This window comes from Achromobacter sp. Root170 (genome assembly GCF_001428165.1).
GTDB lineage: Bacteria > Pseudomonadota > Gammaproteobacteria > Burkholderiales > Burkholderiaceae_B > Achromobacter > Achromobacter mucicolens.
The window spans coordinates 167,441-193,801 of sequence record NZ_LMHN01000018.1 but is presented as its reverse complement, the minus strand read 5'-3'; the positions used below and the strand labels follow the sequence as shown (position 1 = coordinate 193,801).

Annotated in this window: 24 protein-coding genes; 14 read left to right on the top strand and 10 right to left on the bottom strand. The window is 67.4% G+C overall.

From position 1 onward, the window contains the following. Positions 1–12 precede the first annotated feature (12 nt). Both ASD87_RS23975 and ASD87_RS23970 read left to right on the top strand, forming a co-directional pair. Entirely contained in the window at positions 13–462 is a 450-nt protein-coding gene (locus ASD87_RS23975; protein WP_056327355.1) for a GNAT family N-acetyltransferase, read from the top strand. Further along, positions 459–923, top strand: a complete 465-nt coding sequence (locus tag ASD87_RS23970) for an HIT family protein (protein WP_056327353.1) — start codon at positions 459–461, stop codon at positions 921–923. The genes ASD87_RS23975 and ASD87_RS23970 overlap by 4 nt, the downstream gene beginning before the upstream one ends. 56 nt (positions 924–979) lie before the next feature. Here ASD87_RS23970 and ASD87_RS23965 read toward each other — a convergent pair whose 3' ends face one another. Continuing rightward, positions 980–2,155, bottom strand: a complete 1,176-nt coding sequence (locus ASD87_RS23965) for a glycosyltransferase family 4 protein (protein ID WP_082586419.1) — start codon at positions 2,153–2,155, stop codon at positions 980–982. Between the two features lie 470 nt (positions 2,156–2,625). Between ASD87_RS23965 and ASD87_RS23960 the strand changes: the two genes are divergently transcribed. The 5 genes from ASD87_RS23960 to ASD87_RS23940 all read left to right on the top strand — a co-directional run bounded on the left by ASD87_RS23960 (position 2,626) and on the right by ASD87_RS23940 (position 7,928). Next, on the top strand, positions 2,626–3,015 hold the full coding sequence (locus ASD87_RS23960) for a DUF488 domain-containing protein (RefSeq protein WP_056327351.1): 390 nt from the start codon (positions 2,626–2,628) through the stop codon (positions 3,013–3,015). 82 nt (positions 3,016–3,097) lie between these two features. Continuing rightward, entirely contained in the window at positions 3,098–3,760 is a 663-nt protein-coding gene (gene tenA / locus ASD87_RS23955; RefSeq protein WP_056327349.1) for a thiaminase II, read from the top strand. 54 nt (positions 3,761–3,814) lie between these two features. Beyond that, positions 3,815–4,579: a uracil-DNA glycosylase gene (locus ASD87_RS23950; protein WP_056327347.1), complete on the top strand. Its 765-nt coding sequence runs from the start codon at positions 3,815–3,817 to the stop codon at positions 4,577–4,579. Between the two features lie 276 nt (positions 4,580–4,855). Next, on the top strand, positions 4,856–6,652 hold the full coding sequence (locus ASD87_RS23945) for a DEAD/DEAH box helicase (protein ID WP_056327345.1): 1,797 nt from the start codon (positions 4,856–4,858) through the stop codon (positions 6,650–6,652). Positions 6,653–6,740: 88 nt separating this feature from the next. Beyond that, entirely contained in the window at positions 6,741–7,928 is a 1,188-nt protein-coding gene (locus tag ASD87_RS23940) for a class I SAM-dependent methyltransferase (RefSeq protein WP_056327343.1), read from the top strand. Between the two features lie 13 nt (positions 7,929–7,941). Here the strand turns inward: ASD87_RS23940 and ASD87_RS23935 are convergent, their stop codons facing one another. Together ASD87_RS23935 and ASD87_RS23930 are read right to left on the bottom strand one after the other, a co-directional pair. Further along, positions 7,942–9,060 carry a tRNA CCA-pyrophosphorylase gene (locus ASD87_RS23935; RefSeq protein ID WP_056327341.1) on the bottom strand — a complete coding sequence of 373 codons (1,119 nt, stop codon included), beginning with the start codon at positions 9,058–9,060 and terminating at the stop codon, positions 7,942–7,944. Beyond that, positions 9,057–11,183, bottom strand: coding sequence for a lytic transglycosylase domain-containing protein (locus ASD87_RS23930; RefSeq protein ID WP_142055916.1), 2,127 nt, complete (start codon positions 11,181–11,183; stop codon positions 9,057–9,059). The genes ASD87_RS23935 and ASD87_RS23930 overlap by 4 nt, the downstream gene beginning before the upstream one ends. A gap of 69 nt (positions 11,184–11,252) precedes the next feature. Here ASD87_RS23930 and ASD87_RS23925 point away from each other — a divergent pair, with 69 nt between their 5' ends. The 5 genes from ASD87_RS23925 to ASD87_RS23905 all read left to right on the top strand — a co-directional run bounded on the left by ASD87_RS23925 (position 11,253) and on the right by ASD87_RS23905 (position 16,362). Continuing rightward, the gene (locus ASD87_RS23925) at positions 11,253–11,924 is read left to right on the top strand and encodes a 5-formyltetrahydrofolate cyclo-ligase (protein ID WP_056327339.1); all 672 of its coding nucleotides are present in this window, start codon (positions 11,253–11,255) and stop codon (positions 11,922–11,924) included. A gap of 286 nt (positions 11,925–12,210) precedes the next feature. Continuing rightward, positions 12,211–13,641 (top strand): circularly permuted type 2 ATP-grasp protein, encoded by a 1,431-nt coding sequence (locus ASD87_RS23920; RefSeq protein ID WP_056327336.1) that lies wholly within the window; start codon positions 12,211–12,213, stop codon positions 13,639–13,641. 2 nt (positions 13,642–13,643) lie between these two features. Then, positions 13,644–14,618, top strand: coding sequence for an alpha-E domain-containing protein (locus tag ASD87_RS23915; protein WP_056327334.1), 975 nt, complete (start codon positions 13,644–13,646; stop codon positions 14,616–14,618). Between the two features lie 13 nt (positions 14,619–14,631). Further along, on the top strand, positions 14,632–15,435 hold the full coding sequence (locus ASD87_RS23910) for a transglutaminase family protein (protein ID WP_056327332.1): 804 nt from the start codon (positions 14,632–14,634) through the stop codon (positions 15,433–15,435). 63 nt (positions 15,436–15,498) lie between these two features. Next, positions 15,499–16,362: a proteasome-type protease gene (locus ASD87_RS23905; protein WP_056327404.1), complete on the top strand. Its 864-nt coding sequence runs from the start codon at positions 15,499–15,501 to the stop codon at positions 16,360–16,362. 37 nt (positions 16,363–16,399) lie between these two features. Here the strand turns inward: ASD87_RS23905 and ASD87_RS23900 are convergent, their stop codons facing one another. The 7 genes from ASD87_RS23900 to ASD87_RS23870 all read right to left on the bottom strand — a co-directional run bounded on the left by ASD87_RS23900 (position 16,400) and on the right by ASD87_RS23870 (position 23,661). Further along, positions 16,400–17,170 carry an enoyl-CoA hydratase/isomerase family protein gene (locus ASD87_RS23900; protein WP_056327330.1) on the bottom strand — a complete coding sequence of 257 codons (771 nt, stop codon included), beginning with the start codon at positions 17,168–17,170 and terminating at the stop codon, positions 16,400–16,402. Positions 17,171–17,180: 10 nt separating this feature from the next. Next, positions 17,181–18,329 (bottom strand): hypothetical protein, encoded by a 1,149-nt coding sequence (locus tag ASD87_RS23895; RefSeq protein WP_056327327.1) that lies wholly within the window; start codon positions 18,327–18,329, stop codon positions 17,181–17,183. Beyond that, on the bottom strand, positions 18,326–19,522 hold the full coding sequence (locus ASD87_RS23890; RefSeq protein WP_056327325.1) for a CaiB/BaiF CoA-transferase family protein: 1,197 nt from the start codon (positions 19,520–19,522) through the stop codon (positions 18,326–18,328). Before ASD87_RS23890 ends, ASD87_RS23895 begins: the two co-directional genes overlap by 4 nt. A 34-nt stretch (positions 19,523–19,556) precedes the next feature. Beyond that, a complete protein-coding gene (locus tag ASD87_RS23885) occupies positions 19,557–20,318 on the bottom strand; it encodes an SDR family NAD(P)-dependent oxidoreductase (RefSeq protein WP_056327323.1) in 762 nt (253 codons plus the stop codon). Then, a complete protein-coding gene (locus tag ASD87_RS23880) occupies positions 20,315–21,493 on the bottom strand; it encodes an aldose 1-epimerase family protein (protein ID WP_056327320.1) in 1,179 nt (392 codons plus the stop codon). The genes ASD87_RS23885 and ASD87_RS23880 overlap by 4 nt, the downstream gene beginning before the upstream one ends. 130 nt (positions 21,494–21,623) lie before the next feature. Continuing rightward, positions 21,624–22,538, bottom strand: coding sequence for a sugar phosphate isomerase/epimerase (locus tag ASD87_RS23875; RefSeq protein WP_056327319.1), 915 nt, complete (start codon positions 22,536–22,538; stop codon positions 21,624–21,626). A 31-nt stretch (positions 22,539–22,569) separates the two neighbouring features. Beyond that, positions 22,570–23,661 (bottom strand): Gfo/Idh/MocA family protein, encoded by a 1,092-nt coding sequence (locus tag ASD87_RS23870; RefSeq protein ID WP_056327317.1) that lies wholly within the window; start codon positions 23,659–23,661, stop codon positions 22,570–22,572. Positions 23,662–23,886: 225 nt separating this feature from the next. Between ASD87_RS23870 and ASD87_RS23865 the strand changes: the two genes are divergently transcribed. Further along, positions 23,887–24,954, top strand: a complete 1,068-nt coding sequence (locus ASD87_RS23865) for a LacI family DNA-binding transcriptional regulator (protein ID WP_056327315.1) — start codon at positions 23,887–23,889, stop codon at positions 24,952–24,954. Positions 24,955–25,215: 261 nt separating this feature from the next. Next, a complete protein-coding gene (locus ASD87_RS23860; protein ID WP_056327313.1) occupies positions 25,216–26,214 on the top strand; it encodes a tripartite tricarboxylate transporter substrate-binding protein in 999 nt (332 codons plus the stop codon). The last annotated feature ends 147 nt before the right edge of the window (positions 26,215–26,361 follow it).

Genomic DNA, 26,361 nt, shown 5'->3' with positions numbered 1-26,361 from the left:
AGGCTCCGCCCCATGAGTACCGCAGATATCCGTCCCATCGTTGCCGCTGACTTCGACGCATGGCTGCCGCTGTGGAAGGGCTACCAGGACTTCTACCGCGTCAACATCGATGATGCCGTCACGCGCAACACGTGGGCGCGCTTTCTGGATCCGGCCGAGCCCATGCACGCGGCGCTGGCCTACGAAAGCGGCCGCGCGGTGGGCTTGGTGCACTGGATCTTCCACCGCTCCACCTGGACCGCGGGCGATTACTGCTATTTGCAGGATCTGTATGTGGACCAGGAGGCCCGCGGCACGGGCGCCGGGCGCAAGCTGATTGAGCACGTCTACGCCGAAGCCGCCGCGGCCAATTGCGCCCGCGTCTACTGGCTGACGCACGAAACCAACGCGACCGCCATGCAGCTCTACGACCGCATTGCCGACCGGTCCGGCTTCATTCAGTACCGCAAGGTGATGGCTTGAGCGCGCGCGATCCCAACTGTCCGCTGTGCCAGGAAGACGGCGGCACGCTCTTGTGGCGGGGACCGCACCTGCGCATCATCGAGGTCGAGGACCCCGACTATCCGGGGTTTACGCGGGTGATCTGGAACGCTCACCTGGCCGAGATGACCAGCCTGTCCACGCACGGGCGCGACCTGCTCATGCGGGCGGTGTATGTGGTCGAGGAAACGCAGCAGGCGATCCTGACGCCCGACAAGGTCAACCTGGCATCGCTCGGCAACATGGTGCCGCATCTGCATTGGCACGTGATCCCGCGCTGGCGCGGCGACCGGCATTTTCCGGATCCGATCTGGGCGGCGCCGCGCATCGCGCCGGGCGCCGAGCCCGATTCCTGGAAGCGCCGGCAAGAAGCGGTGTCGGCCCTGCTGCCGCGCTACCGCGACCGTCTGGTCGAAGCGATGAACGCGCTGCTGTGGCATTGAGCGGCCCAGCGCACTGAGCGTTCTACCGCACTGGGCTTTCTACCGCACCAACCGTTCTACGGCATCGAGCCGCTGGGCGCCGCGGGGGCCCGCCCCCGCCGTTCTCCCAGCCAGCGTGCGTAGGCCGCTTCGACCAACTGCGCCGCGCGGTCGACGCTGAAAAGCCCCTGCCCCCGAATGAGCTCCCGGCCCGCCTCGCCCATGCGGCGGCGGCGTTCGGGGTCGGCCAGCAGGCTTTCCAGCGCGGCGGCCAACGCCGCGGGATCGCGCGGCGGCACGAGCAGGCCGGTCACGCCCGCCTGCATGGTTTCGGGAACGCCCCCCACGTCCGTGCCAATCACGGGCACGCCCATGGCGGCAGCTTCGACAAATGCCGTGCCGAAGGCTTCGCGATGGGTCGGCAAGGCGAACACGTCAAACGCCTGCAGCACGTTGCCGATGTCATGCCGCCGGCCCAGGAAGTGCACGCGGGACGCCAGGCCCAGCGCCTGAACCTGTCCCTTCAGGCGCTCGAACACCGGCATGCCGTCCCCGGCCAGCACCAGATGGGCTTGCGGAAACGCGGCCAGCACCCGCTGGAAGGCGTCGATCAGGTCGGCATGGCCCTTTTCCGTGCGCATGACGGCCACACAGCCCACGACCAGCGCATCGCCCGGCAGGCCGAGTTCCTGCCGCAGACTGCCCTTGCCGTCGCCTTCGGGCAACACAATCGGCGAATGGATGGTGGCGACGGCCTCGGGCGGCGCGCCGCCATCCAGCAATTGGCGTTGCACGTGCCGGCTCACGGCGATGACGCGGTGGGCCAGCCACGTATAGGCATACAGCGAGTTGATTGGCTTGGCCAGGTGGCGGGTGCGCACGATGAGCGGGGTGCGGGCAAGGCGCGCGCCCATTGCCGCGCGCACCGTGTCGCTGCGGCTGTGCGTGTTGACCACGTCGAAGCGGCCGCGCGCCGCCACGCGCCGCACGAACGCCACGCTGCGCACGAAATTGACGGCGCCGTCCATGTTCACGGTGTGCACGGTGAAACCGGTGTCGCGAAGCCGCTGCGCCAGTTCGGCGTGCGGCTGGCAGACCGCTTCCAGGTGATGGCCGCGCTCGCGCATGGCGACCATCTCCTTATAGATACAGAATTCCTGGCCGCCAAAGGCCGTGGCGGCTTCCGTATGCAGGATGCGCAAGGGGCCGCCCGTCCCGGCGTGGCTAGCGGGAAGATCGTCGGAGTTCAGCATGGACGGAGCAGCGGGCTGCTGCAGGGGGGTTGCGCAGGGGCCTGCCGATGCCGGCAAAGGGTGTCGGCGGTGCCAGGCAAGGCAAGGAGGACGGGATGATGGCGTGGCGGCATGACGGCAAGGGGCGCCAGGCAGCCTGGCCAAGCCACGACTGTTGGGCGTGGGTTCAAAAAAAGGCCGACTGGGTCGGCCTCCAACGGAGTTGTTACATAGAATTTAAGCGAATGTAAACCACAACTCCGCAGCCCGACAAGCCTCTCTGTCTCGAGGCGGGGACACAGCCCGCAGATGACGTGACTTCCGTGGCAATAGACCTCGATTTCAGGGAAGAAAGACGCAGGTTATATACATTCAGTTACCGTTCAGGTTCTTGCCGTGGCGGCTCAACGACGTGCGAGCTGACCGCGCGCGTGGCCTTGGCCGCTCGGCCCGTGAAGTAGACTGTCCGCACCCACGTCGCAGGAGCCGGCATGAAATCGTCCCGCATCATCGTGCAGCGCGTTTACGAAGGCACCGGTCCGCAAGGACATTACCTTGCCCTCGTCGACCGCATGTGGCCTCGCGGCCTGCGCCGCGCGGACCTCGGCCTGGACGAATGGGCCCGCGACATCGCCCCCAGCGCTGAACTGTGCAAATGGTTCAGCCACGTCGAGGAACGCTGGGACGCATTCCGCGCCAAATACCTGGCCCAACTGGCCACGCCCGAGCAGCAAGCGCGCATGGCGGCCCTGCTGGAGGCCGCGGGCGATCGCCCCCTGACCCTGCTGTACGGTGCGCGCAACACCGAACACAATCAGGCCGTGGTGCTGCGCGACGCGCTCCTGGAATTCGCCCGCCATCACCGCAAGCGCGCGGCCTGAATCTCCCGCTGTCTTGGTACGCTTATGCCCCGCCGGCGCCGCGCATCCACGCGCGCGCGAGGCGACGCCTAAGAGGAATTCCATGTCTTTCAGCTCCGACGCCTGGACCCGCAACGCCGCGCTCTATGAAAAGACGCGCGACATGCCGTTCAACCGCGAACTGGCCAGCGGCCAGCTTGCCGAGGACGCGTTCAAGCACTACATGATCCAGGACGCGCACTATCTGGTCGCGTTTGGACGCGCGCTGGCCATTGCCGCCGCCAAGGCCGACGACGCAGACGGCGTCGTGCAGTTTGCCGAAGCCGCCAAGGGCGCCGTTGTGGCCGAACGCAGCCTGCATGCCGGTTTCATGCAGCAGTTCGGCATCGACGCGGCCACGTTCGAGGCCACGCCGCTGACGCCGGCGAGCCATCACTACACCAGCTTCCTCATCGCCACCGCCTGGAGCGCACCCTATCCGGTCGCCCTGGCTGCCCTGCTCCCCTGCTTCTGGATCTACGCGGAGATCGGGCGCGACATCCACGCGCGCGCCGTTCGGCCCAATCCGTACGCCGCCTGGATCGACACCTACGCCGGCGATGACTTTCACGCGCTGGTCCGCGCGGTGATCGCCACCGTGGACCGGGCCGCCCAAACCGCCTCGCCGCAGACCGTCGAAGCGATGCACCAGGCCTACACGCGCGCCGCCCAACTGGAGTGGATGTTCTGGGACTCGGCGCACCGGCAGGCCGGCTGGCCGGTCTGAACGGGCGGGCGGCGCCGGTCGGGCTGACCAGGCGGATATGCCAAAATCGCGCCCATGCCGACCGACAACCGCCTTACACCCAACGCCCTGGCCACGCAGGCCGGGCAACTGCCTTCCGCCTGGCAGGCCGCCCTGTCCACCGATCCCGCCGTGGCCGCGGCCCTTGCCGCCGCGACCAGCCATGTCGAAGCGCGCCTGGCGCAGGGCGCCGTGGTGTATCCCGCCACGCCCTTTCGCGCCCTGCAAGGCCTGGCGCCCTCGGACGTACGGGTCGTGATCCTGGGCCAGGACCCCTACCACGGCCCCGGCCAGGCGCAGGGGCTGGCGTTCTCGGTGCCGGACGACTGCAAGCGCCCCCCCAGCCTGCGCAACATCTTCAACGAGATTGCGCGCGACTATCCGGATGTGGGCGTACCGGCGGGCAATGACCTAACCGTCTGGGCCGAGCAGGGCGTGCTGCTGTTGAACACGGCGCTCACCGTGGAAGACGGCCAGCCCGCCTCGCACGCCAAACGCGGCTGGGAAACGGTGACCGATGCCCTCATCAAGCACGTCGCGCGCGATCCGTCGCCCAAGGTGTTCATGCTGTGGGGCGCCCACGCCCAGGCCAAGCGGCTGTTGCTGCCGCCCGACAGCGGCCATCTGGTGCTGATGTCCAACCACCCCTCACCGCTGTCCGCCCGACGCCCCCCGGTGCCGTTCCTGGGCTGCGGTCATTTCCGGGCCACCAACGCGTGGCTGGAAAATCAAGGGAAAAACCCTATTGATTGGGGGCTGGACAAAAAAATAATTCCCTTGCAGGGTGAATTCAGGTTATGATCGCCGCACTGCACAAAACGAGTTCGGCATTTACCGCCTTGATTTAGCGGAATTTTTTGCAGTCCGCCGGGAAACCAACCCCCGGCCTCATGCCGAACTATCATCGATTCCTGACCCCTTTCCTTTCGCCCTGCGTTCCATCAGTACAAGAGAACGCGCCACGCGCATGGTTGATCCGGTCGGCACGATGCTCCATCAACCGTCGCCTGGATCCGGCCGCCTAATCCCCTGGCCCGACCAAGCACTGCGTCGCATTGATTGCGGCAAGGGAAAGTAATGTCTTTCGAAACCCTGGGTCTCGCGCCCGCCCTGTTGTCGGCCGTTCAAGAAGCTGGCTTCACCACCCCCACCACCGTTCAAGCCGCCGCCATTCCGCAAGCGCTGGCCGGCCATGACCTGATGGTGTCCTCGCAGACCGGCAGCGGCAAGACCGCGGCCTTCATGCTGCCCGCCCTGCACCGCATTGCCCAGATGCCCGCCAACAAGGGCGTCGGCGTGCAAGTGCTGGTGCTGACCCCGACCCGCGAACTGGCCCTGCAAGTCACGGAAGCCACCGCCACGTATGGCCGCAAGCTGGCCGACCTGCGCACCGCGACCGTCGTGGGCGGCATGCCCTACGGCGCGCAACTGAAGGCGCTGTCGCGCCGCGTCGACGTGCTGGTCGCCACCCCCGGCCGCCTGATCGATCACCTGCAATCGGGCCGCGTCAAACTCAACACCGTGCACACCCTGGTGCTGGATGAAGCCGACCGCATGCTCGACATGGGCTTCATCGAAGATATCGAGACCATCATCGAGCGCCTGCCGCAAGAGCGCCAGACGCTGCTGTTCTCGGCCACCCTGGACGGCACCGTTGCCAAGCTGGCCGCGCGCATGATGCGCGAGCCGCAGCGCATCGAGATCGCCGGCGCCAAGGAAAAGCACACCAACATCACGCAAAGCCTGCTGTACGCGGACGACGCCAGCCACAAGATGCAGCTGCTGGACCACGTGCTGCGCGACGCCTCGCTGGATCAGGCCATCGTCTTCACGTCGACCAAGCGCGGCGCGGACGACCTGGCCGACCGCCTGGCCGACCAGGGCTTTGCCGCCGCCGCCCTGCACGGCGACATGAACCAGCGCCAGCGCACCCGCACGCTGTCGCAACTGCAACGCGGCCAGCTGCGCATCCTGGTGGCCACCGACGTGGCCGCCCGCGGCATCGACGTGCAAGGCATCAGCCACGCCGTCAACTTCGACCTGCCGATGCAGGCTGAAGACTACGTGCACCGCATTGGCCGTACGGGCCGCGCCGGCCGCAGCGGCCTGGCGTTCACGCTGGCCACGCATTCCGAGCGCCACAAGGTCCGCCGCATCGAGCACTACATCGGCCAGTCGATCACGCCTGAAGTGATCGCCGGTCTGGAACCCAAGCGCACCCCGCGTCCGTCCACCGGTGGCGGCAGCGGCAAGCCCTTTGGCAAGCCTTTCGGCAAGCGTCCCGGCGGCTTCGGCGGTTCGCGTCATGCATCGGGCGGCTTTGCTGGCGCCCGCGACGGCGCCCGCGATGGCGCCCCGCGTGAAGGCCGTTCCTTCGGCGGCCCGCGTGGCGAGTTCAAGCCGCGCGACGGCGGCTACCAGGGCAACCGTTCCTTTGAAGACCGTCCGTTCGGCGACCGCCCGCAGCGTTCGTTTGGCGACCGTCCCAGCTTCGGCGATCGTCCGCAGCGCGAAGGCGGCTACCAGGGCAATCGCCCCTTCGGCGACCGTCCCCAGCGTGAAGGCGGCTTCCGTGGCGGCGACCGCGATTCGCGTCCCAGCTTTGGCGACCGCCCCAGCTACGGCGACCGTCCCCAGCGCGACGCCCGTCCGTTCAGCGAGCGCGGCCCCCGTGAAGGCGGTTTCCGCGGTGGCGATCGCGACGCGCGCCCCAGCTTTGGCGACCGTCCCAGCTTCGGTGACCGTCCCCAGCGCGAAGGCGGCTTCCGTGGCGGCGATCGTCCCGAAGGCGGCTTCCGTGGCAAGCCCTCGTTCGACAAGCGCCCCGGTGGTCCCGCCAAGCGTTTCACCAAGTCGACCGATCGCCGCGGCTAATCTGTCCGTCTGATCCGAAAAAAGCCCCGCGGCGATGCTGCGGGGCTTTTTTTTGGGAAAATGCCGGTTTGCCCCGTACCTTCCGCTCATGCAACGCCCCGCCCCCGCCAATCTTCCGCCCCTGTCCCCATCCGCGCGCGAACACAGCGACGCGACGGCCGCCCACCTGCGCGCCGCCATCGCGGCGAGCGGCGGCTGGCTGCCGTTCGATCACTGGATGGCCGAGGCCCTGTACGCGCCGGGACTGGGCTATTACGCGGCGGGCAACGTCAAGCTGGCCGATGCCGACGACGGCGGCAAGACACCCGCCGGCGACTTCGTGACCGCGCCGCAGCTCACGCCGCTGTTCTCGCGCACGCTGGCGCGCCAGGCGGCCGAGGTGCTGCGTCAGACGGACACGCGCGCCGTGCTGGAATTCGGGGCCGGCACCGGCGCGCTCGCCGAAGGCGTGCTGCGCGAACTGGACGCGTTGGGGCTGTCGGACACGCGCTATCTGATTCTGGAAGTGTCGGCGGACCTGCGCGCGCGCCAGGCCGAACGGCTGGCGCCCTTCGGCGACCGGGTGCAATGGCTGGACGCCCTGCCCCACGCGTTTTCCGGATGCGTGCTGGCCAACGAAGTGCTGGACGCGATGCCGGTTTCCCTTTTTGTCTGGAGCGACGCCGGCCAGGTGCTGGAACGTGGCGTGGCGGTGGATGCCGACGGCGGTTTCACCTGGGAAGATCGCCCCGCCCCGGCCACCCTGGCGGCCGCGGTCGCGGCGCGCATGCCGGCGCTGCCGGGCTACGTGTCGGAAATCAATCTGCAGGGCGAGGCGTGGATCGCGGCGATGGGCAGCTGGCTGGAACGCGGCGCGGCGCTGCTGGTGGACTACGGCTTTCCGCGCAGCGAGTACTACCACCCGCAGCGCGCGGGCGGCACGCTGATGTGCCACCTGCGGCACCACGCGCACGGCGACCCCTTCACCGCACCGGGCCTGCAGGACATCACGGCGCACGTGGATTTCACCGCGATGGCGGACGCGGCGCTGGCGGCGGGAATGCAGGTGCTGGGCTACACGTCGCAGGCGCGCTTCCTGATGAACGCGGGCCTCATGGACCTGCTGGCCGGACTGGATCCGTCCGATGCGCAGGCCTACGCGCAGGCGGTGGCACCGGTGCAGAAGCTGCTGTCGGAGGCGGAGATGGGTGAGTTGTTCAAGGTGCTGGCCGTCGGCCGCGGCATGACGGCGCCGTTGAGCGGGTTCTCGCGCGGTGACCGGCTGGGCAAGCTGTAGCGCGGAACCCGGATCAGACTGCCTGCAAATCGGCCAGACGCGCCAGGCGCGCCTGACGCACGCTTTCCTTGATGCGCGCCGGCTCGCCCGCGCAAGCCTTGGCGATGGCGCCCGCATCCACGCCCCGCACCGCCGCCACCCGCGATTGCCACGCGGGAAGGTCCACCGCGCGCAACACGGCCGCGGCATCCAACAGTTCAAAAAAGCGTTCCGGCTTGCGCAAGGCATCGGCGCGCTCCATCAGCGCCAACTGCGCATCGGCCCTGTCCGGGCCATCCGGCATGCCATCCTGCGCACCCAATGCGTCGAGGACTTCAGGCAAGAGCCGCGCGTAGTCGTTGCATTCCGTGGGCACGCGCATCCGCCGTCCCAGCGCTTCACGCTGGGGCGTCAGGCGGCACATCAGCGCATAGCGGCTTGGCAGCGGCAAGCCCTGCCGCGCGGCGCGATCCAACTGCGCAGCCACTTCGTCCACGCCCTGCAATTCGGGCATTACGCGCGCCAGCGCGCCGGATTCGTTCAGCACGCCCAGCATGCGCGAAGGCGCCTGCGCCATCAGGCCGCGCGACAATTCCTTCCAGACGCGTTCGGCCACCAGCGCATCGGCCTCGCCGGCCTCGACCATGCGGCGGCACAGCGCCATCGTTTCCGGCGCGATGCTGAAATCGCCGAACCGCGCGGCAAAGCGGGCGAGGCGCAGGATGCGTACGGGATCCTCTTCGAACGCATCGCCCACATGACGAAAGACCCGGGCGCGCAGGTCGTCCACGCCGCCCAGCGGGTCGACGAGCCGGCCGTCTTCGTCCTGGGCAATGGCATTTACCGTCAGGTCGCGCCGGCGCAGGTCGTCCTCCAGCGTGACGTCCGCGCCCGTGTAGAAGGTGAAGCCCTTGTAGCCGCGCCCCGACTTGCGTTCGGTGCGCGCCAGGGCGTATTCCTCTTTGGTGCGGGGGTGCAGGAAGACGGGAAAATCGCCGCCGACGGGGATGAAGCCGCGGCCGGTCATGTCTTCAGGCGTGGCGCCCACCACGACCCAATCGTGATCGCCGTGCGGCAGGCCGAGCAGCGCATCTCGCACCGCGCCGCCAACGATATAGGCGCGCAGGCCTTCGGTCGCCGGATCGCGCGTCATGGCGCGGCGGCGGTTTCGGTGCCTGCCGGCACGACGTTGCCCAGGCGCTCCTTCAGCGATTGCGGCTGGCCGGTGAACATGGCCGCGTAATACGTGGCGTTGGACATCACGTTCTTGACGTAGATGCGGGTTTCGGTGAACGGAATGGTCTCGGCAAAGATGGCGCCTTCGACGGGATGCGTGAACGTCGAACGCCAATTACGCGGCCGGCCCGGACCCGCGTTGTAACCGGCGCTGGCCAGCATCTGCGAGCCGTTCAAATCGCGCAGCACGATGTTCAGGTAGTTCGTGCCCAGTACGGTATTGGTGTCGAAATCGTTGACGCTGGCCGGCGTGAAGTCGCTCATGCCGATCTTGCCGGCCACCCACTTGGCCGTGGCGGGCATGAGCTGCATCAGCCCCGAGGCGCCCACGTGCGAGCGCGCATCCATGATGAAGCGCGATTCCTGGCGGATCAGCCCGTACACCCAGGCCGGATCCAGCGCGATGGCGTTGGCCTTGGCGGTGACGCGGCCCTCGAACGGCGCGATGAAGCGCTGGCTGAAGTCGAATTCCTTTTCGGTGCGGTCCGACGTGTTGACCACGCGGTCGTAGATGTTCTCGGCGCGGGCCAGCTCGGCGGCGGCCAACAGCTGGCGGTCGCTCATGCCGCGCAGCGTGAAGTTCCACTCGGGCACGGCTTCGGCGCGCCAGCCCAGGCGGAACAGCAGCACGGCGCGTTGCAGGCCCGGATTGGCGCGGGCCTCGGCGATCTCGCGGTCGCTGATGGGCGCGGGGCGCGGTGGCACATTGATACGGCGGCCAAGCTCTTCCGCAGCCAGCTGGCCGTAGAAATCAAAGCGGTCGGCGATGCTGGCGTAGGCGGCCTGCGCCTTGTCTTTATTGCCCGTCGCGGCCTGCCCGCGGGCCTTCCAGTACACCCAGACCGTCTCGGCCTGTTGCGAAGGCGGCATTTCGTCGATGGATTCGATGACCCACTTCCAGTCGATTTTCGGCTGGCGCAACGCGGCGCGCACCTTCCAGGCGGCGTTGTATTCGGTCATGCGGATATGGCCCGCCTCGCGGTACCAATCGTTCGCCCGGCTGTCCAGGCCCAGCGCGGCGGTCAGCGCGTACTGGCCGCGCACCCAGGCCAGGTTCGACTTGGACATCGACTTGGCCCATTCCCGGCGCAGGTAGGAGTCGGCGACGCTGACGTCCGAGCGCGCCAGGCGGGCCAGCGCGATCGTGACCAGTTCCTTTTCGTTGCGACCCACGGGCATGCGGTCCTGCCGCGTCAGCCACTTCATGGGGTCTTTCATGATGACGTCGTAGGTCTTCACGTCGCGCGGTTCGAACATGTACTGCACGAACTTGCGCGCATCGGTGGTCTTGTTGGCCTCGATGGCGTCGCGCAGCTGCGGCTCGAGTTGCTCCCAGCCCAGGATGCCGTCGGCCACGAGCTGGTCGTACAGCGCCCAGCATGCGCTGCCGGGCGAGAACACGGCCATTGCCTGCGCGGCCGTCGCGCGCTGGCCGGTCATGTGCTTGCCGTCCAGGATGGCGCATTCGATCTGCGCGTTGCTGTTTTTGACGGGCGCCAGCTTGCGCACCGTTTCGAAGTCGCCGCTGCGGGCGGCGGCGAGCAGCCAGTCGCCGCGCAGGCGGTCGGCCAGGTAGGCGTCGCCATTGCTGTTGATGAACTGCTGCAGCGCCGCCACGGGCCGGCCCGAGGCGGGCGGCGTCCAGAGCTGATAGCGCAGCAGCCAGTATTCCGGATACATGCCCAGCGGGTCGCCCTTGGCCTGCGGCACCAGGGCGCCCAGCACCGACCACTGCTTGCGGTTCATGGCTTCGCGGGCGGCGACCACGGCGGCCAGCGCGGGCGTTTCCGCGGTCGGCGGCAGGCCCGCCAGCACCACGGGAGGCACGGCGATCATCGGCTGGGCCGCCTGCACGGCGGGCTGAGGCTGGGGATTGACGGCAGCGCTGCGCTGCTGCGCATCAACGGGCGCACAGGCAGCCGTGAAAAGCGCCACCAGCGGCAGCAAGCGGCGCAGCCCGGCGCGGGCGTCGGCGGCTTGCAACGACGAATTCTGATACCGTGGGGGCTGCCGGGCGCCTGTCTCGCGACGCACCCGCATGCTGAGCATACGCATGTTCGTCTTCAGCATGTTTGCCTTCATATTCAACCCCCCGGTTACAGCCACCGCATGACTACGCAAAATACTCCAGAGGATACCGCAGTCCACCGCACGCGATTGCGGAAATTGCGCACCGAAATGCCTGAAGACCAGCGCAGCCGGGGCGCTTTGCTCATGCGCGCACGCCTTTTCACCTGGCTGAATGTGGCCCGCGACCAAGCCGTGCAGGCCGGCAATCCGGCACCCACCACTGTCGCCGCCTTCTGGCCCATGGCCGATGAGCCCGATCTGCGCCCGCTCCTGACGCAATGGAGCGAGGCCGGCATGACGGTGGCGCTGCCGGTCGTGCGCGAGCGCAACGCGCCGCTCGCCTTTCTGCCCTGGACGCCCGAGGCCGAGCTGCGCGCAGGCCCCTACGGCATCCAGGAACCCGTGGCCGGTCCGGAACTCTTGCCCGACGTGGTGCTGGTGCCCACGCTGGGCTACACCGAACTCGGCGACCGCCTGGGCTATGGCGGCGGCTATTACGACCGCACCCTGGCCGCGCTGCGCGACCGCGGCCACCCCTTCACCGCCATCGGCATCGCCTGGAGCTGCGGCGAGCTGGACCCGGGATATGTCCCCGCAGCACACGATGTCCGGCTGGACGCGGTGCTGACGCAGGACGGCTGGGTGCCGCACGCGCCGCTGGAGCAAGGCGGCAAAAGCGGATCGGTACTGCATTCCTATCGCATGAATTGACGCGTCCCCGCTGACGCACCAGTTTCGTCCGGCGTGACGCACCAGCTTGGTGCGCGCGCCCGGGCAGCGCTCCAGCCGCCTTCGCCCCCTGGCGGCCTCCCGTCCCCGGATTACGCCGTCGTCCGCCCCGGGGATGGCATTTCCCCCGCCCGCAGCGCATATTGATGCAGTGTCGCCCCGTCTGCCGCCAAAGCTGGCATGCGGGTTGCTTGTACACCTTGACCGGCCGGCCACGGCCGGATGACGGCCGCGTGCAAGCGGCCGCAAGCATCTGCACGGAGGAGCCATGAAGGACCTACCCGCCCGTCCATCCGCCTACGACGAAATGCGCGATGGCGAGAACCGCATCCGCTCCCACTACCAGGCGTTCGAGCGCTGGCACAACGAGCAGACGGACGAAGCCATGTCGGTGCGCCGGCTGGAGGCCGACCTGAGCTTTCGCCGCGTCGGCATCACATTCTCGGTCGCGGGCGACGCCGCCGGCACCGAGCGCCTGATCCCTTTCGACCTCATCCCGCGCATCATTCCCGCCGAGGAATGGCGCCACCTGGAAGCCGGCCTCAAACAGCGCGTGCGCGCACTGAACCTGTTCATCCGCGACATCTATCACGGCCACGACATCGTGCGCGCGGGCATCGTGCCGGCCGAGCAGGTCTTCCTGAACGCGCAATACCGTCCGGAGATGCAGGACGTCGATGTTGCCGAGGACATCTACTGCCACATCGCCGGCGTGGACCTCGTGCGGGCGGGCGCCGGTGAATTCTATGTGCTGGAGGACAACCTGCGCGTGCCGTCGGGCGTGTCGTACATGCTGGAGAACCGCAAGATGTCGATGCGGCTCATGCCCGACGCGTTCGGCCGAATCAAGGTCGAACCCGTCGCGCACTACCCCGACCTGCTGCTGGACAACCTGCGCGAGGTCGCGCCGCACGGCGGCGACGATCCCACCGTGGTGGTGCTGACGCCGGGCATGTACAACTCGGCCTACTTCGAGCACGCCTTCCTGGCCCAGCAGATGGGCGTAGAACTGGTGGAAGGCCAGGACCTGTTCGTCGAGCAGAACACCGTCTACATGCGCACCACGCGCGGGCCGCGCAAGGTCGACGTGATCTACCGCCGGCTGGACGACGATTTTCTCGATCCGCTGTCCTTTCGCGCCGACTCCGCGCTGGGCGTGCCGGGCCTCTTGTCGGTGTATCGCGCCGGACGCGTCACGCTCGCCAACGCGATCGGCACCGGCATCGCCGACGACAAGTCCACGTATCTCTATGTGCCCGACATGATCCGCTTCTATCTGGGCGAGGAACCCATCCTGTCGAACGTACCGACCTGGCGCTGCGGCCGGCCGGACGAGCTGTCGCACGTGCTGGCCAACATGCAGGACCTGGTCGTCAAGGAAGTGCATGGCGCGGGCGGATACGGGATGCTGGTGGGGCCTTCCGCCTCGCGCGCCGAGGTGGAATCGTTCCGGGACCGCGTGCGTGCCAATCCCGCCAACTACATCGCACAGCCCACGCTGGCGCTGTCGACCACGCCCACCTACGTGGAATCGGGCGTCGCGCCGCGCCACGTGGATCTGCGGCCGTACGTGCTGTGCGGCAAGGAGATCCGCACCGTGCCGGGCGGCCTGTGCCGCGTGGCGCTGACCGAGGGCTCGCTGGTGGTCAACAGCAGCCAGGGCGGCGGCACGAAGGACACCTGGGTGCTGGAGGACTGATCATGCTGAGCCGAACCGCCGACAACCTGTTCTGGATGTGCCGCTACACCGAGCGCGCCGAAAACACCGCCCGCATGCTGGACGTGAACCTGCAGATGTCGCTGCTGCCGCAGGACACGCATACGCGAGAAGGCTCGTGGCTGGGCGTGCTGCGCATCTCCGAATTGCAGGGGCTGTATCAGAGCAAGTACGCGTCGATCTCGCCGCACGACGTGCTGGAATACATGGTGCGCGACCCGGAGAATTCCTCGTCGATCTATTCGTGCATGCGCGCCGCCCGCGAAAACGCGCGCGCCGTGCGCGGCAGCCTCACGACGGAAGTCTGGGAAACCTACAACACGACGTGGCTCGAACTGCTCAAGCATCTGCACACGGGGCTGCTGGAACGCAATCCGGGCGAATTCTTCGAGTGGGTCAAGTTCCGTTCGCACCTGGCGCGCGGCGTCACGATCGGCACCATGCTGGAAGACGAGGCGCTGTACTTCATGCGCATCGGCATGCACCTTGAGCGCGCCGACAACACCGCCCGCATGCTGGACGTGAAGTTCCATGAACGCAGCAGCGCGGGCGCGCAGGAGAGCCGCGCGGAACCGGCCAGCGCCGCGGCCGTGCAAAGCGAGTTCTACCGCTGGTCGGCGCTGCTCAGCTCCGTGTCCGGCCTGGAGATCTACCGCAAGGTGTACCGTGACGTCATTACCCCCGACCGCGTGGCCGAACTGCTGATCCTGCATGGCGACATGCCGCGGTCGCTGCTGGCCTCGATGCGGGCGGTGGCCGACGACCTGGCGCGCGTGGCGAACCAGCGCTCGACCGAGACCGAGCGGCGCGCGGGCATGTTGTGTGCTGAGCTGCAGTACGGCCGCGTCGAGGACATCCTGGCGAGCGGACTGCACCGGTACCTGGACCGGTTCCTGGACCGCATCAACGACCTGGGCAACCGGATCAGCCAGGACTTCCTGGTGCCGCTGTCGGCATAACACGGAGACAGCCATGAAGCAGATCATCACGCACGTCACGCATTACCGCTACACCGCGCCGGTCAACTACAGCATCCAGACCCTGCGCCTGACGCCGCGCGACGACGAACACCAGCGTGTTCTGCGCTGGAACATCGAGGCGCCGGGCGAGCTGGACAAGCAGGTCGACGCCTACGGCAACATCACGCACACGCTGACGTTGAACCAGCCGCACAGCGACATCGAGCTGCGCGTGTCCGGCCAGGTGCTGGTGGCGCCGTTGGTGCGCGGCGTGCTGGGCGGCGAGGACAGCCGGCTGCCGGTGCATGCCTATTGCGTGCAGACACGGCTGACGCAGGCGGACGAGACGGTTCTTGCGTTCGCGCGCGCGGTGCTGCCAAACGGACTGTCAACCTCGGACGACATCCTGACGCTGGCGGACGCCATCCACGGGCGCGTGGCGTATGAGCCCGGCACCACGGACGTCACCACCGCCGCCAACCAGGTGCTGGCGTTGGGTCATGGCGTATGCCAGGACCACGCCCACCTGTTCCTAGCGTGCGTGCGCGGCCTGAACGTGCCCGCGCGCTACGTCAGCGGCTACCTGTACACCACGGCCGAACACGCGGCCAGCCACGCCTGGGCCGACGTCTGGCTGCCCGACCTGGGCTGGACCAGCGTGGACATCACCAACAGCCAGTTCGCCTCGGAATGCCATTGCCGGCTGGCCGTGGGCCGGGATTACGACTCGGCGTCGCCCGTGCGGGGCGTGCGCACCGGCGGCGGCGAGGAATCGATGGAAATCAGCGTCCAGGTCCAGGCCGGCGCGCAGCAGTAAGCCGTAACATCCGACCCGCTCCGCCGCAATACAATGCGGGGTGGCTTTTCCCTCTTTCCGATCATGACCTACTGTGTAGCTGCCCGCCTGGACGCCGGCCTGGTGTTTCTTTCCGACTCCCGCACCAATGCCGGGGTCGACCAGATCAGTGTCTTTCGCAAGATGACCGTCTTCGAACGGCCGGGCGAGCGCGTCATGGTCCTGATGACCTCCGGCAACCTGGCGGTCAGCCAGGCCGTGCTGAACGTGCTGACCCGCCAGCGCGAGGAAGGCGCCGACACGCTCTGGAACGCGCCCGACATGTTCACGGCCACGCGCCTGGTGGGCGCGGCAGTGCGCGAGGTCTACCACAGCGAGGCCGCCGCCCTGCACGAACAGGGTGTCGACTTCAACGTCAGCATGATCTTCGGCGGGCAGATCGGCATGGAGCAATGCCGCCTGTTCCAGGTGTATTCGGCCGGCAACTTCATCGAGGCGGGCCAGGAATGCCCGTACTTCCAGATCGGCGAGGCCAAGTACGGCAAGCCCATCCTGGACCGCGTGCTGCAACCGGACACCTCGCTGGACGAAGCCGCCAAGTGCGCCCTGATCTCGATGGATTCCACGCTGCGCTCGAATATCTCGGTGGGCCTGCCGCTGGATCTGCTGGTGTACGACGCCAATTCGCTGCGCGTCACGCACTTTGCCAGCATCGACGAGCACAACGAGTATTTCCGCATGATCCGCGGCACCTGGGGCGAACGCCTGCGCCAGGTCTTTGCCGAGATCCCCGATCCGCTGTGGACCAACCCGGACGCGCCGGGCTCGCTAGTGCCGCCGTCGCGGGTGCACCAGCCCCTGCGCATGGAGCCGGCCGATGCGGCGCGCAGCGCCTATGTGACACCGCAGGTGCTGGCCGAAGACCCGGGCAAGGACCAGCCCAACTGATAGGGTTGCGGCGCCGCGCTGGACGGCGCCGCCCGCGTCAGCGCCGCTCGAACTTCGGCGCGCGCTTTTCTTCGAATGCCTTGCGGCCTTCCTTGGCGTCGGCGGTGGCAAAGCAGATCGCCTGCAGATCGCGTTCGTATTCCACGGCCTTTTCCAGCGGCATCGACAGCGCGGCGCGCAGATTGACGCGGGCCGTCTCGGCCGCAATGGGCGCGCGCGAGGCGATGGTGGCGGCAAGCGCCTGCGCGCGCTCGCGCAGCTGCTCCTGCGGCACCACCTCGCTCACCAACCCCCAGGCCAGCGCCTGCTCGGCGCGGATGGGATCGCCCGTCAGCACCATCAGGGCGGCATTGCTCGGGCCGATCGCATGGACGAGCTGCGCGGTCATGCCGCCGCCGCCAATCCATCCCAGCTTGATCTCGGGCGCGCCCAGGCGCGCGTTGTCGGAGGCGATGCGGATATCGCAGGCCAATGCCATCTCCAGGCCACCGCCGAACGTATAACCGTTGATCGCGGCCACGGTGGGCTTCTTCAACATGCGCACGCAGTCGCAGTAATCGAGGCGATTCCGAAAATCCCAGGGCGTGGCATAGCGGTCCAGCTCGGTAATGTCCGAGCCGGCGCAAAAGGCCTTGGGACCCGCGCCGGTCAGGATCACCGCGCGCACCTGCGCGTCGCTATTGCATTGCTCCACCGCCGCGATCAGCAGGTCGGCCATCTCGGGCGTCATCGCGTTCAGCTTCTCGGGACGGTTGAGTTCGATGATGGCGACATGGCCATCGATACTGAGATTGACGAGTGCGCTCATGTCGAAATCCTTATGCAGCGGTGTGCGGGGAGGCGGCGGCCAGACTGGCCTGAAAGCGCTGGGTCAGGCCGCGCGCCAAGGTGTGGGAGGGTGCGCGGGCGGCAACGCCGTCGCGCAGGAACTGCGAGGCCTCGCTCTGGAAGGCGATGTAGCCGTCGTGCCGTGGCCGGATCGAGGCCGCTTCCAATGTGCGGGCCGTGTTGGCATAGAAGTTGCCGCTGGCCGCGTTCACGTCTGCATCGGCCCAGCTGCCGCGATGGCTGGGCTGGCCCTCGTGCTGCGGGATGAAGCGGCTTTGGGTGTCGGCTGCCAGCAACCACAACAGGTGCGCGCGCAACTCTGGGCCCACGATGCAGCGCCGCGATATCGCAATGCCGGTCCCGCCCAGGATCGATCCAGGCCGGCCAGCGTCGGCCTGGGGCGCGTCGCGGAACGTGAGCGGCTTGGCGACCGCGGAAGTGGCGTAGTTCACGTAGCCATAGACCAGCGGGCAGAGCGTGATGTCGTCGCGCGCGCTCATGTGGCCCAGCAGCGCGATCGGGTTGTAAGCCAAGGCGTGCGCGGGCGTGCGCCGCGCCAGTTCGGCAAGCACGTCGCATGCGTCGGCGAGCGTCGCCTCGTCGTGCCAGGCGCCGTGCGGCCGCAGATCCGTATCGGGCGCGAGCGCGGCGGCGATCGACAGCAGCGACAGAAACGGATGCGGTCCACCCCAGCTGAGCGCGACCGAGCCGCTGCGTTGTGACAGTGTCAGCACCTCATGCCAGGTGCGCGGCACGGGGCCGTCCAACCGATCGGCGCGCGTGGCCATCACCTGCGTGGCGGCGTCCAGCGGCAGCGCCCATTGGCGGCCGGCCATGCGATAACTGTCGTACGACAGCCCGATGCTGTCGCGCGCGATCCGCGCCAGCTCGTCGGGCGCGAACACGGTGTCCAGCGCTTGCAGGCAATCGTGCGCCAGGGCTTCGCCAAGATGAGGGTGATCCAGCACCACCAGGTCATAGCGGGCGCAGAGTTCGGCAATGGGCGCCGACTCGAAACCCTCGAGCGATTGCTTGTCCCAGTGCACCAGCGGCGTGTGAGCGGTGGCCGCGTGCAGGGCGTTGTAGCCGCGCGGGTGATCCCAGGTCAGGCCGCGATAGGGCAACGCGCGCTCGCTCATTCCGAGGCCCCTCGCAGCACCGCGCCCGAGGCCGCATGCGCGGCGATCTCGTCGGCATTGAAGCCGAAGTCGCGGAGCACTTCGTCGGTGTGCTGACCGGTAAGCGGCGCGCCGCGCACCACTTGGCTAGGGGTCTTGGAAAAGCGGATCGGAAAGCCCGGCGTCTTGATCCGGCCTTCGGTCGGATGCTCGTATTCGACGAACGTGCCGTTGTGCGCGATCTGCGGATCGTCGACCAGATCGGCGTAGCCATACACGGGGCTGCACCAGATGCCGGCGGCGTCCAGCTTGGCGAACCAGTCGGCGGTCGAGGCGCGGGCCAACGTGTCGCGCACCAGCGCGTAGATCTCGTCGCGCTTTTCCCAACCGTCGCGCTCGCCGGCGTAGTCCGCCAGGCGCGGCTCTTCGGTCACGCGCGCCAGCACCTTCATGTCGGGCATGGCCAGCGCCAGATAGCCGTCGCTGGTCGCAAAGGTGCCGTAGGGCGCGCGGATGTACACGTGGGCATGCGGCTCGGCACTGCGCACCTGCGGCTTGTGCCCCACCGTGTACACCGAGAGCTCCTGCATCTGGATCGTGGTGATGGCATCCAGCATGTTGACCTCGACCTTCTGGCCTTCGCCGGTGCGCTCGCGGTGCAGCAGCGCGGCCAGCACGCCTTCGAACGCGCAATACGCGGTGACGGCGTCAACCACATACTGGCCCGCCGCGCGCGGCGCCTCGCCGGCCCGGCCCGACGACAGCATCGCGCCCGACATCGCCTGCAGCAGCAGATCCTGTCCGGGACGCGTGGCATAGGGGCCGTCCTCGCCGAAACCCGACATCGATACATAAATCAGGCGCGGGTTCAGGGCCGACAAAGTCTCGTAGTCCACGCCCAGGCGGCCGGCGACACCCGGCCGGTAGTTCTGGATGAACACATCGGCCTGCGCCGCGAGCTTCTGGATGATCTCCTTGCCGCCGGCGCTCTTCAGGTCGATCGCGAGCGAACGCTTGTTGCGGTTCAGCGAAAGAAAGGACACGTTGATCTTGTTGCCCGTGATGCCGCCGGCGGGCGCGTGCCGCTGCCATTCGCCGGTGGGCGGCTCGATCTTGATGACGTCGGCGCCCAGGTCGCCCAGGCGCTGCGCCGCGAACGGCCCCGCCATGGCGATGGAGCAGTCCAGAACCTTGTAGCCAGAAAGAATGCTCATTGCTTCTACCCTCTGCGTGGCGCCGATGCGCCTTTCAATGCATGACCCAGCCGCCGTCCACCGCCAGCGTCTGTCCGGAAATGAAACCCGCCTCGTCCGAGGCCAGGAAAACGATGGCCGCGGCGATGTCGCCGGCGTGCCCGCGGCGCTTGACCGACTGGCGTTCGAGCACCATGCGGTTGTAGCCCTCGGGATCGGGATGGATCTTCTCGGCGTCGGTCGGGAACGCGCCCGGCGAAATGGCGTTGACCGTGATGCCCCACTTGCCAAACTCGCGGGCGAAGGCGCGCGTGACGCCCACCATCGCGCCTTTGGACTGCACGTAGGGCAGCAGGTTTTCCCACCCGCCCGACAGCGTGATCGACGAGATATTGATCACGCGGCCCCATTGCTGCTCGCGCATGCCCGGCAGCGCCGCGCGCACGATCTGCACGGCGGCCTCCACGTTCACGCGGTGCACGCGCGCCAGCTCGGCATCGCTGTATTCCTCGAACGGGCGCGAGGGATAGATGGCCGCGTTGTTGATGACCACGTCGATCGTGCCCTCCCCGGTCAGCCGCTCAAGATGCGCTTGCAGCGCGCTGGCGTCGGCAAGGTCTGCCTGCAGGATCTGAAGCTGTCCGGCAAGCTGCGCCGGCACGGTGCTGCGCAGGCGATCGATATGCCCGGCGTGGTTATCCAGCGCGATCACATGGGCGCCCGCTTGCAGCAGCGCGACCGTGGTGTCCACGCCAAAGCCGCCCGCCGCGCCCGTGTACAGAACACGGCGGCCTTGCAAGGAGAAGCGCGCGTTCATGTGCGCCCCGCGATGGGCGCAAAGCGACCCGACAACGGCGGATAGTCGGTCTCGGGCTGCTCCGCGATCGCGCGGATGCGTGCTTCGCAAGCTGCGATGTCGGCGGCCGAGCCCAGCACGCTGAACGTGGTGTCGTAGCAGCGCTCCTCGCCATGCTCCAGCCAGATGAGCTCGTTGCGCTCGCGCGCCGCGCCCTGGCCCAGCACATGGTTGGTGGACGGTTCGATGCCCATCGCGTACTGGCCCGATTGCAGGTTCTGCCATTGATACTGGCAGGGGAATTGATGCTTGTAGGTGCTGACCTGCATCCCGAGGCCCAGCGCATCGTTCACCAGAGCGACCGGCACGCTGCCGTCGGCCCCGGCCGCCATCTCGTGCTGCCACACCTGCTCATGAAAGCCCAGCTGCGGCGCCGGCATGCGGCGATAGCCCACGCCCTGCTTGCGGTAGTCCTGCTCGTGCGCGGCCCACACCACCTCGCGGATCGGCGCCAGATAGCGCGAACCGGCGTCCAGCACCGGATACCCCAGGTTGATGTGATAGCAGAGCATATGGGGCGTGCGGTAAAAGCCGCGATTCACCACACGGTCCGACAGCTTGATGTCGTTGGTGCCCACCTCGATCTCGATGCGGCGGTGCAGCTCCAGATGCTCGCCAAAGACAGTGCCCTGGCTCACGACCCCTTCGGCCCACAGCACGCAGCGATCGCCGTCCCAGCGTTCGCCGTAGCCGGTCAGCCGCGCGGGAATGGTGCCGACGCGGCCGTGGATGGATTGCTTGGCCGTCTTGCGGGGGCCATACACATAGTTGTCGGCCGGCGCGTCGTACATGAACAGGATGTGGTCCAGCCCGCAGGTGACCATGAGTCCCGAAAACGAGCGCATCCAGCCCAGCCCGCCCTCGCCTTCGTAGTCATGCAGTCCGGGATGGCGAAAGCCCGAGGGCGATTGCCATCCCATGGCAAAACCGCGGTATTCGCAATCGGCGATGTCCATCGCACGATCCACCAGCACCGTGAAACGCAGGCCCGTGCCGCTGCGGAACTCCAGCATGCGGATACCGCGCTCCAGCCCGTCGTCCAGCGTCATCAGGCGTACGCCGGCAAACTGCGCAAGCTGTCCGGTGCGCGCCTCTACGTCGCGGCGCGTCATCCAGGTTCCGTAAATATCAGGCATGAGTTCTCCCTGGCAGATGCGCGGGCGCGCGTCTGCCGGTGTCGGTGTTCAGAATCGTGTTCGAGCGGCGCGCCGCGGGCCTTGTTCGAGGATGGCTTCGCGGTGCGCCTGGCTTGCGTGCGGCGCCGGCCTACAGACCGTTCGCGCGCAGCCGCTCGTCGAGGAATTGCTTGGCGCGCGGCACGTCGTCTTCGGTCAGGTGTTCGATGATGATGGGAATGTTGGGGTGCTTCTTTGCCAGGCGCTGCAAGTACAGGTCGTAGTTGAGCGCGCCCAGGCCCGGCGCGGGCAGCTCGATCTCGCCGACCCCGCGGAACGTATGGCTTTCGGCCGCGCCCTCGTCACCGATATCGCTGTGCTTTTCGGACTTGTCATCGCCCGAACGCTTCACGTCCTTGGCATGCGCGATGCAGATCTTGTCCGAGAGCGCGTCGAACACCTGATTGAGCGTGCGGTCCATCTGGTCGATGTTGTGCGCTTCGAAGTAGTTCGTCGGATCCATCAGGAGGCCCAGGCCCGGGTGATCCACCTCGGCAAACATGCGCAGCGTCTCCTCGACCGATCCCACCACGTTGTTCACGTAGGTCTCCAGCAGGAACACCGCGCCATGGTCATAGGCATGTTGCGACAGCTCGGCGATCACCGCGCGGCACTGGTCCCAGCCTTCCTCGGTCTTGTTCTTGGGGTGATGCACCCAGTCGCTTTCGGTGTCGAACGTGCCCGTTTCCGAGATCACGTAAGGCGAACCCAGCTGGCGCGCGTGCGTGAGGATTTCCTTGAGATAGCCGTTACGGCGCTGGCGCTCGGCGGGGTCGGGATGAACGATGTTGGTATAGGCCGAGATGCAGGACACCGGCAGGTCATAGTTGCGGAACGTGTCGCGGATCTGCGTGCATTTCTGCGCGGTCAGCTGCCCCGGACCGAGCTCCATGTCCTTGAAATGCAGGTCCAGCTGCACGGTGTTGAAGCCGTGCGAGCGGATCACCTTGGCGGTGCGCTCCAGCTCATAGGGAAAGTAGCCCGAGAAGATTCCGGTCTGGATCATGATGGTTGTCTCCGTCTGTTTTTCTGTCTGGTTATTCAACAGCCGGCAGCCGTACCGTGCGGCCTTCGGCGATGGACGTATACGCGGCCTCGACCAGCGCCATCGTGCGTACGTTGTCGGTCACGCTCAACGCAGGCTCGGTGCCGCTGGCCAGCGCGTACTGCAACTGCTCCATCACGCCAATGAAGGCATGCGGAAACCACATCGTGTCCCACGTGGGCGTCACCCATCGGCCGTCGGTATGGCCTTGGGCCGCGCGCGAGGCGTAGCTCAGGGTCGACGGCTCGCCGGTGGGCCAGCCGATGGTGCCGCGCGCCACGCCCTCGGTGCCTTCCACGCGCCAGCGGATGTGCTGGTCGTCGGGGTATCCGTCGGCCCGCGGGCCGGACCACACGTCTTCGAGCGACAGCGCGAGCAGGCCGTTGCCAAATCGCAGCGTGGTGCAGACCAGCCCATCCCGATGCGCGAACTCGGTGCGCGGGTCGGGGCGGGTGATGCTGGTGATCTCGGTGGGCTCGCCAAACAGGTAGCGCAGGGCATCGAGGTGATGAACGCTCATGTTCGAGAGCGTCAGCCGGTCATAGCCGCGCAAGAAATCCTGCCAGTGCGGGATCGCATGCATGTCGATCTGCGCGAACACCGGCGTGCCCAGCACGCCCTGGTCGAGCAGCTGCTTGAGCGTACGCATCGACTGGTCGTAGCGCATGTTCTGGTTGACCGACAGGATCTTGCCGGCGGCACGCGCCTCGTCGCGCAAGGCGCGGGCTTCATCCAGCGAGAGGGCGAGGGGCTTTTGCGCCAGCACGCCGCGCACGTGCGGGGCGGCCAATGCGGCGCGAATCAGCGCGGGCTGCAGGTCGGGCGGATACGCGATGTCCACGATCTCGACCTGCGGATCGGCGATCAGGGCCAGCGGATCCTCGTGCACACGCGGGATGCCGTAGCGTTCGGCGACCGCGGCCGCTTTGCTGCGGGTACGCGACGCAATCGCCGCCACCGTGAAGCCGGCCTGCTGGTAGGCGGCCAGATGGCATTCGGCCATGATCATGCCGGCGCCGATGCAGCCGATGCGAAAGCGCCGTTCCCGGACGGGCGGGTCGGGCACCAAGGTGGGGTGCGACATGGTCTCCTCCTGCCGGCCTGGTGTGCCCTGTCGACTGCCTGGCACCCTGCCGTGCGGTGTTTGATGTATTGAGCCGCGATATTCACATCAAAACAATCAGGGGTAAAGGCGGAAGGCGCTCATAGGGCGGCAGCGTTACCTTTTTGATCTCGAATGATTGCAAATGATGGCTTATGATGGCCGCGCCGCCATCGTCCTGATGGTGTCTTGAGAGCCCGATCCCGCATGCGCCCCACCATTTCCCTCATTGCCCGCGAAGCCGGCATGTCCACCGCCACCGTGGACCGGGTACTGAACGACCGCGACGGCGTGCGCGGCAAGACCCGCGACCGCGTGCTGGCGATTGCCAATCGCCTGGGCTACTTCGTCCCGGGCGCCGAGGCCGCCAGTCAGGACGTGCGGGTCGATTTCGTTTTGCCCGCCGGCACCAACAGCTTCATGACCGCGTTGGGCCGGCACCTGCTCGAAGAAGCCGCCACCCGCCCCGATGTGCAGGCCCGCCTGCATCTGATCGAGGGGTTCGATGCCAACAAGCTCGCAAAAAAGCTCTACGAGCTGCGCGAACAGACGCAGGCCGTTGGCCTGGTCGGACTGGACCATCCCCAGGTGCGCGACGCCATCATGGCGCTGCGCGACAGCGGCGTGCACGTAAGCACCCTGGTGTCGGACATTCCGATCTCGGCGCGCCTGGGGTACGTGGGCATCGACAACCGCGCCGCGGGCCGTCTGGCCGCGCTGTTGCTGGGCCGGTTTCTGCCGCAGCACACCGAACGGAAGGTCGCCGTGTTCGTCGGGTCATTGGCCTATCGCGGCCACGAAGAACGCGAAATGGGCTTTCGGTCGCTGCTGAGCGAAGAGTTTCCGCACCTGCGCATCGCCCACATTCTTGAGATCGGCGACGACCGCGATCGCGCCTTTGCCGTCACGCAGGATCTGCTGCGCAAGGACCCGCCGCACGCAATCTACAACATCGGCGCCGGCAATCAAGGTATCGCGCGGGCGCTGAAGGAGGCGCGGCCGGCTGAGGCATGGGCGGGCGACGCGGGGCCTGACGCGGCCCGACCGAGCAAGGCGTCCTCTGCGTCTCGCATCGTCTTCGTCGGTCACGACCTCACCGAGGCCACGCGCCGCCTGCTGCTCGATCGCACCATGGACGCCGTGATCGACCAGAACCCGCGCGTCGAGGCGCGCGAGATCGTCAAGCTGCTGGTGGCGGCCGTCAAGGGCGCGCCCGAACCCAGCTACCTGCCGCGGCTGCAGGTGATCTTCCGGGAAAACATCCCGGAGCCGTGATGGCCCGGCGCGGGCGCAGTAGCGAGCCCGTGCGCGCAGTTCGCACCTGCCCGGGCCCAGGCAAGATCCAGCCCATCCGAGGCGCTACACGCACGCTTTTTAGCGCTTCTGCGGGCAAGTCCACGTAAACCCTCCTTTCCGCACGCCGAAGGCCGGCTTGCGAAACCGCGAATTCCCAACCTCGCCCTTGTCGCGCCACACTGCCGATGCCTGCCCGCCATGCGCGGCATCGCGGGCCAAAGACACTACAAGGAGCGAGACATGTCCCACCGATACGCGCGCGCGATCAAGCGCGCAGCCTGGCCCATGCTGGCCCTGTCCTGCCTGGCTGTTGGCAACGCCGGCGCGCAGGGGGCCTACCCGAATCACCCGATTTCACTGGTCGTGCCGTTTGCCGCGGGCGGTCCCACCGACGTCGTGGCGCGCAGCCTGGGCGCCTCCATGGCGAAGACGCTGGGCCAGAGCGTCGTCATCGAAAACCGCACCGGCGCGGGCGGCACGCTGGCCTCGCAACACGTGGCACGCGCCGCGCCCGACGGCTACACCTTCCTGATCCACCACAATGGCATGGCCACGGCGCCCGCGCTGTATCGCAAGCTGTCGTTCAATCCGCTGACCGACTTCGCCTATGTCGGCCAGGTCGCCGACGTGCCCATGACCCTGCTGGGCCGCAAGGATCTGCCGGCCGACGGCATGGCCAACTTCATCAAGTACGCCAAGGAAAACGGCAACAAGATCAACCTGGCCAATGCCGGCCTGGGCGCCGTGTCGCAGCTGTGCGGCATGCTGCTGCAGGAGTCGCTGGGCGTGCAGTTCACGACCGTGCCCTACGCGGGCACCGCGCCCGCCATGACCGCGCTGCTGGGCGGCCAGGTGGACGTGCTGTGCGACCAGACCACGCAGACCATCCCGCAGATCAAGGCCGAACGCGTCAAGCTGTACGGCGTCACCACCCAGGAACGCATCAAGACCCTGCCCGACGCGCCCACCCTGCAGGAAGGCGGCCTGAAGGATTTCGAAGTCAAGGTATGGCACGGCGTCTACGCGCCCAAGGGCACGCCGCCCGAGGCCATCAACAAGTTCAACGCCGCGCTGCGCGCCGCACTGAAAGACCCAGCTTTCACGCAGAAGATGGCCGAGCTGGGCGCCGAAATCGTGCCCGAGGCCAAGCAGACGCCTGAGGGCCTGCAGACGTGGCTGAAGTCTGAAGTCGACAAGTGGGGCGGCGTAATTCGCAAGGCGGGCGTGTACGCGGATTGAGGCCTGCAGCGCCCGCCTGCGCGCCGCGGCGGAACAAAACAAGGCCATCTCGGCACCGCCCGTATGAAGGGGTACGCCTCTAAATGAAGGGGTACGCCTCAGAAGCGGTGGCCTTGTCGGAAAACACTTGATGCAGCCAGGGACGTT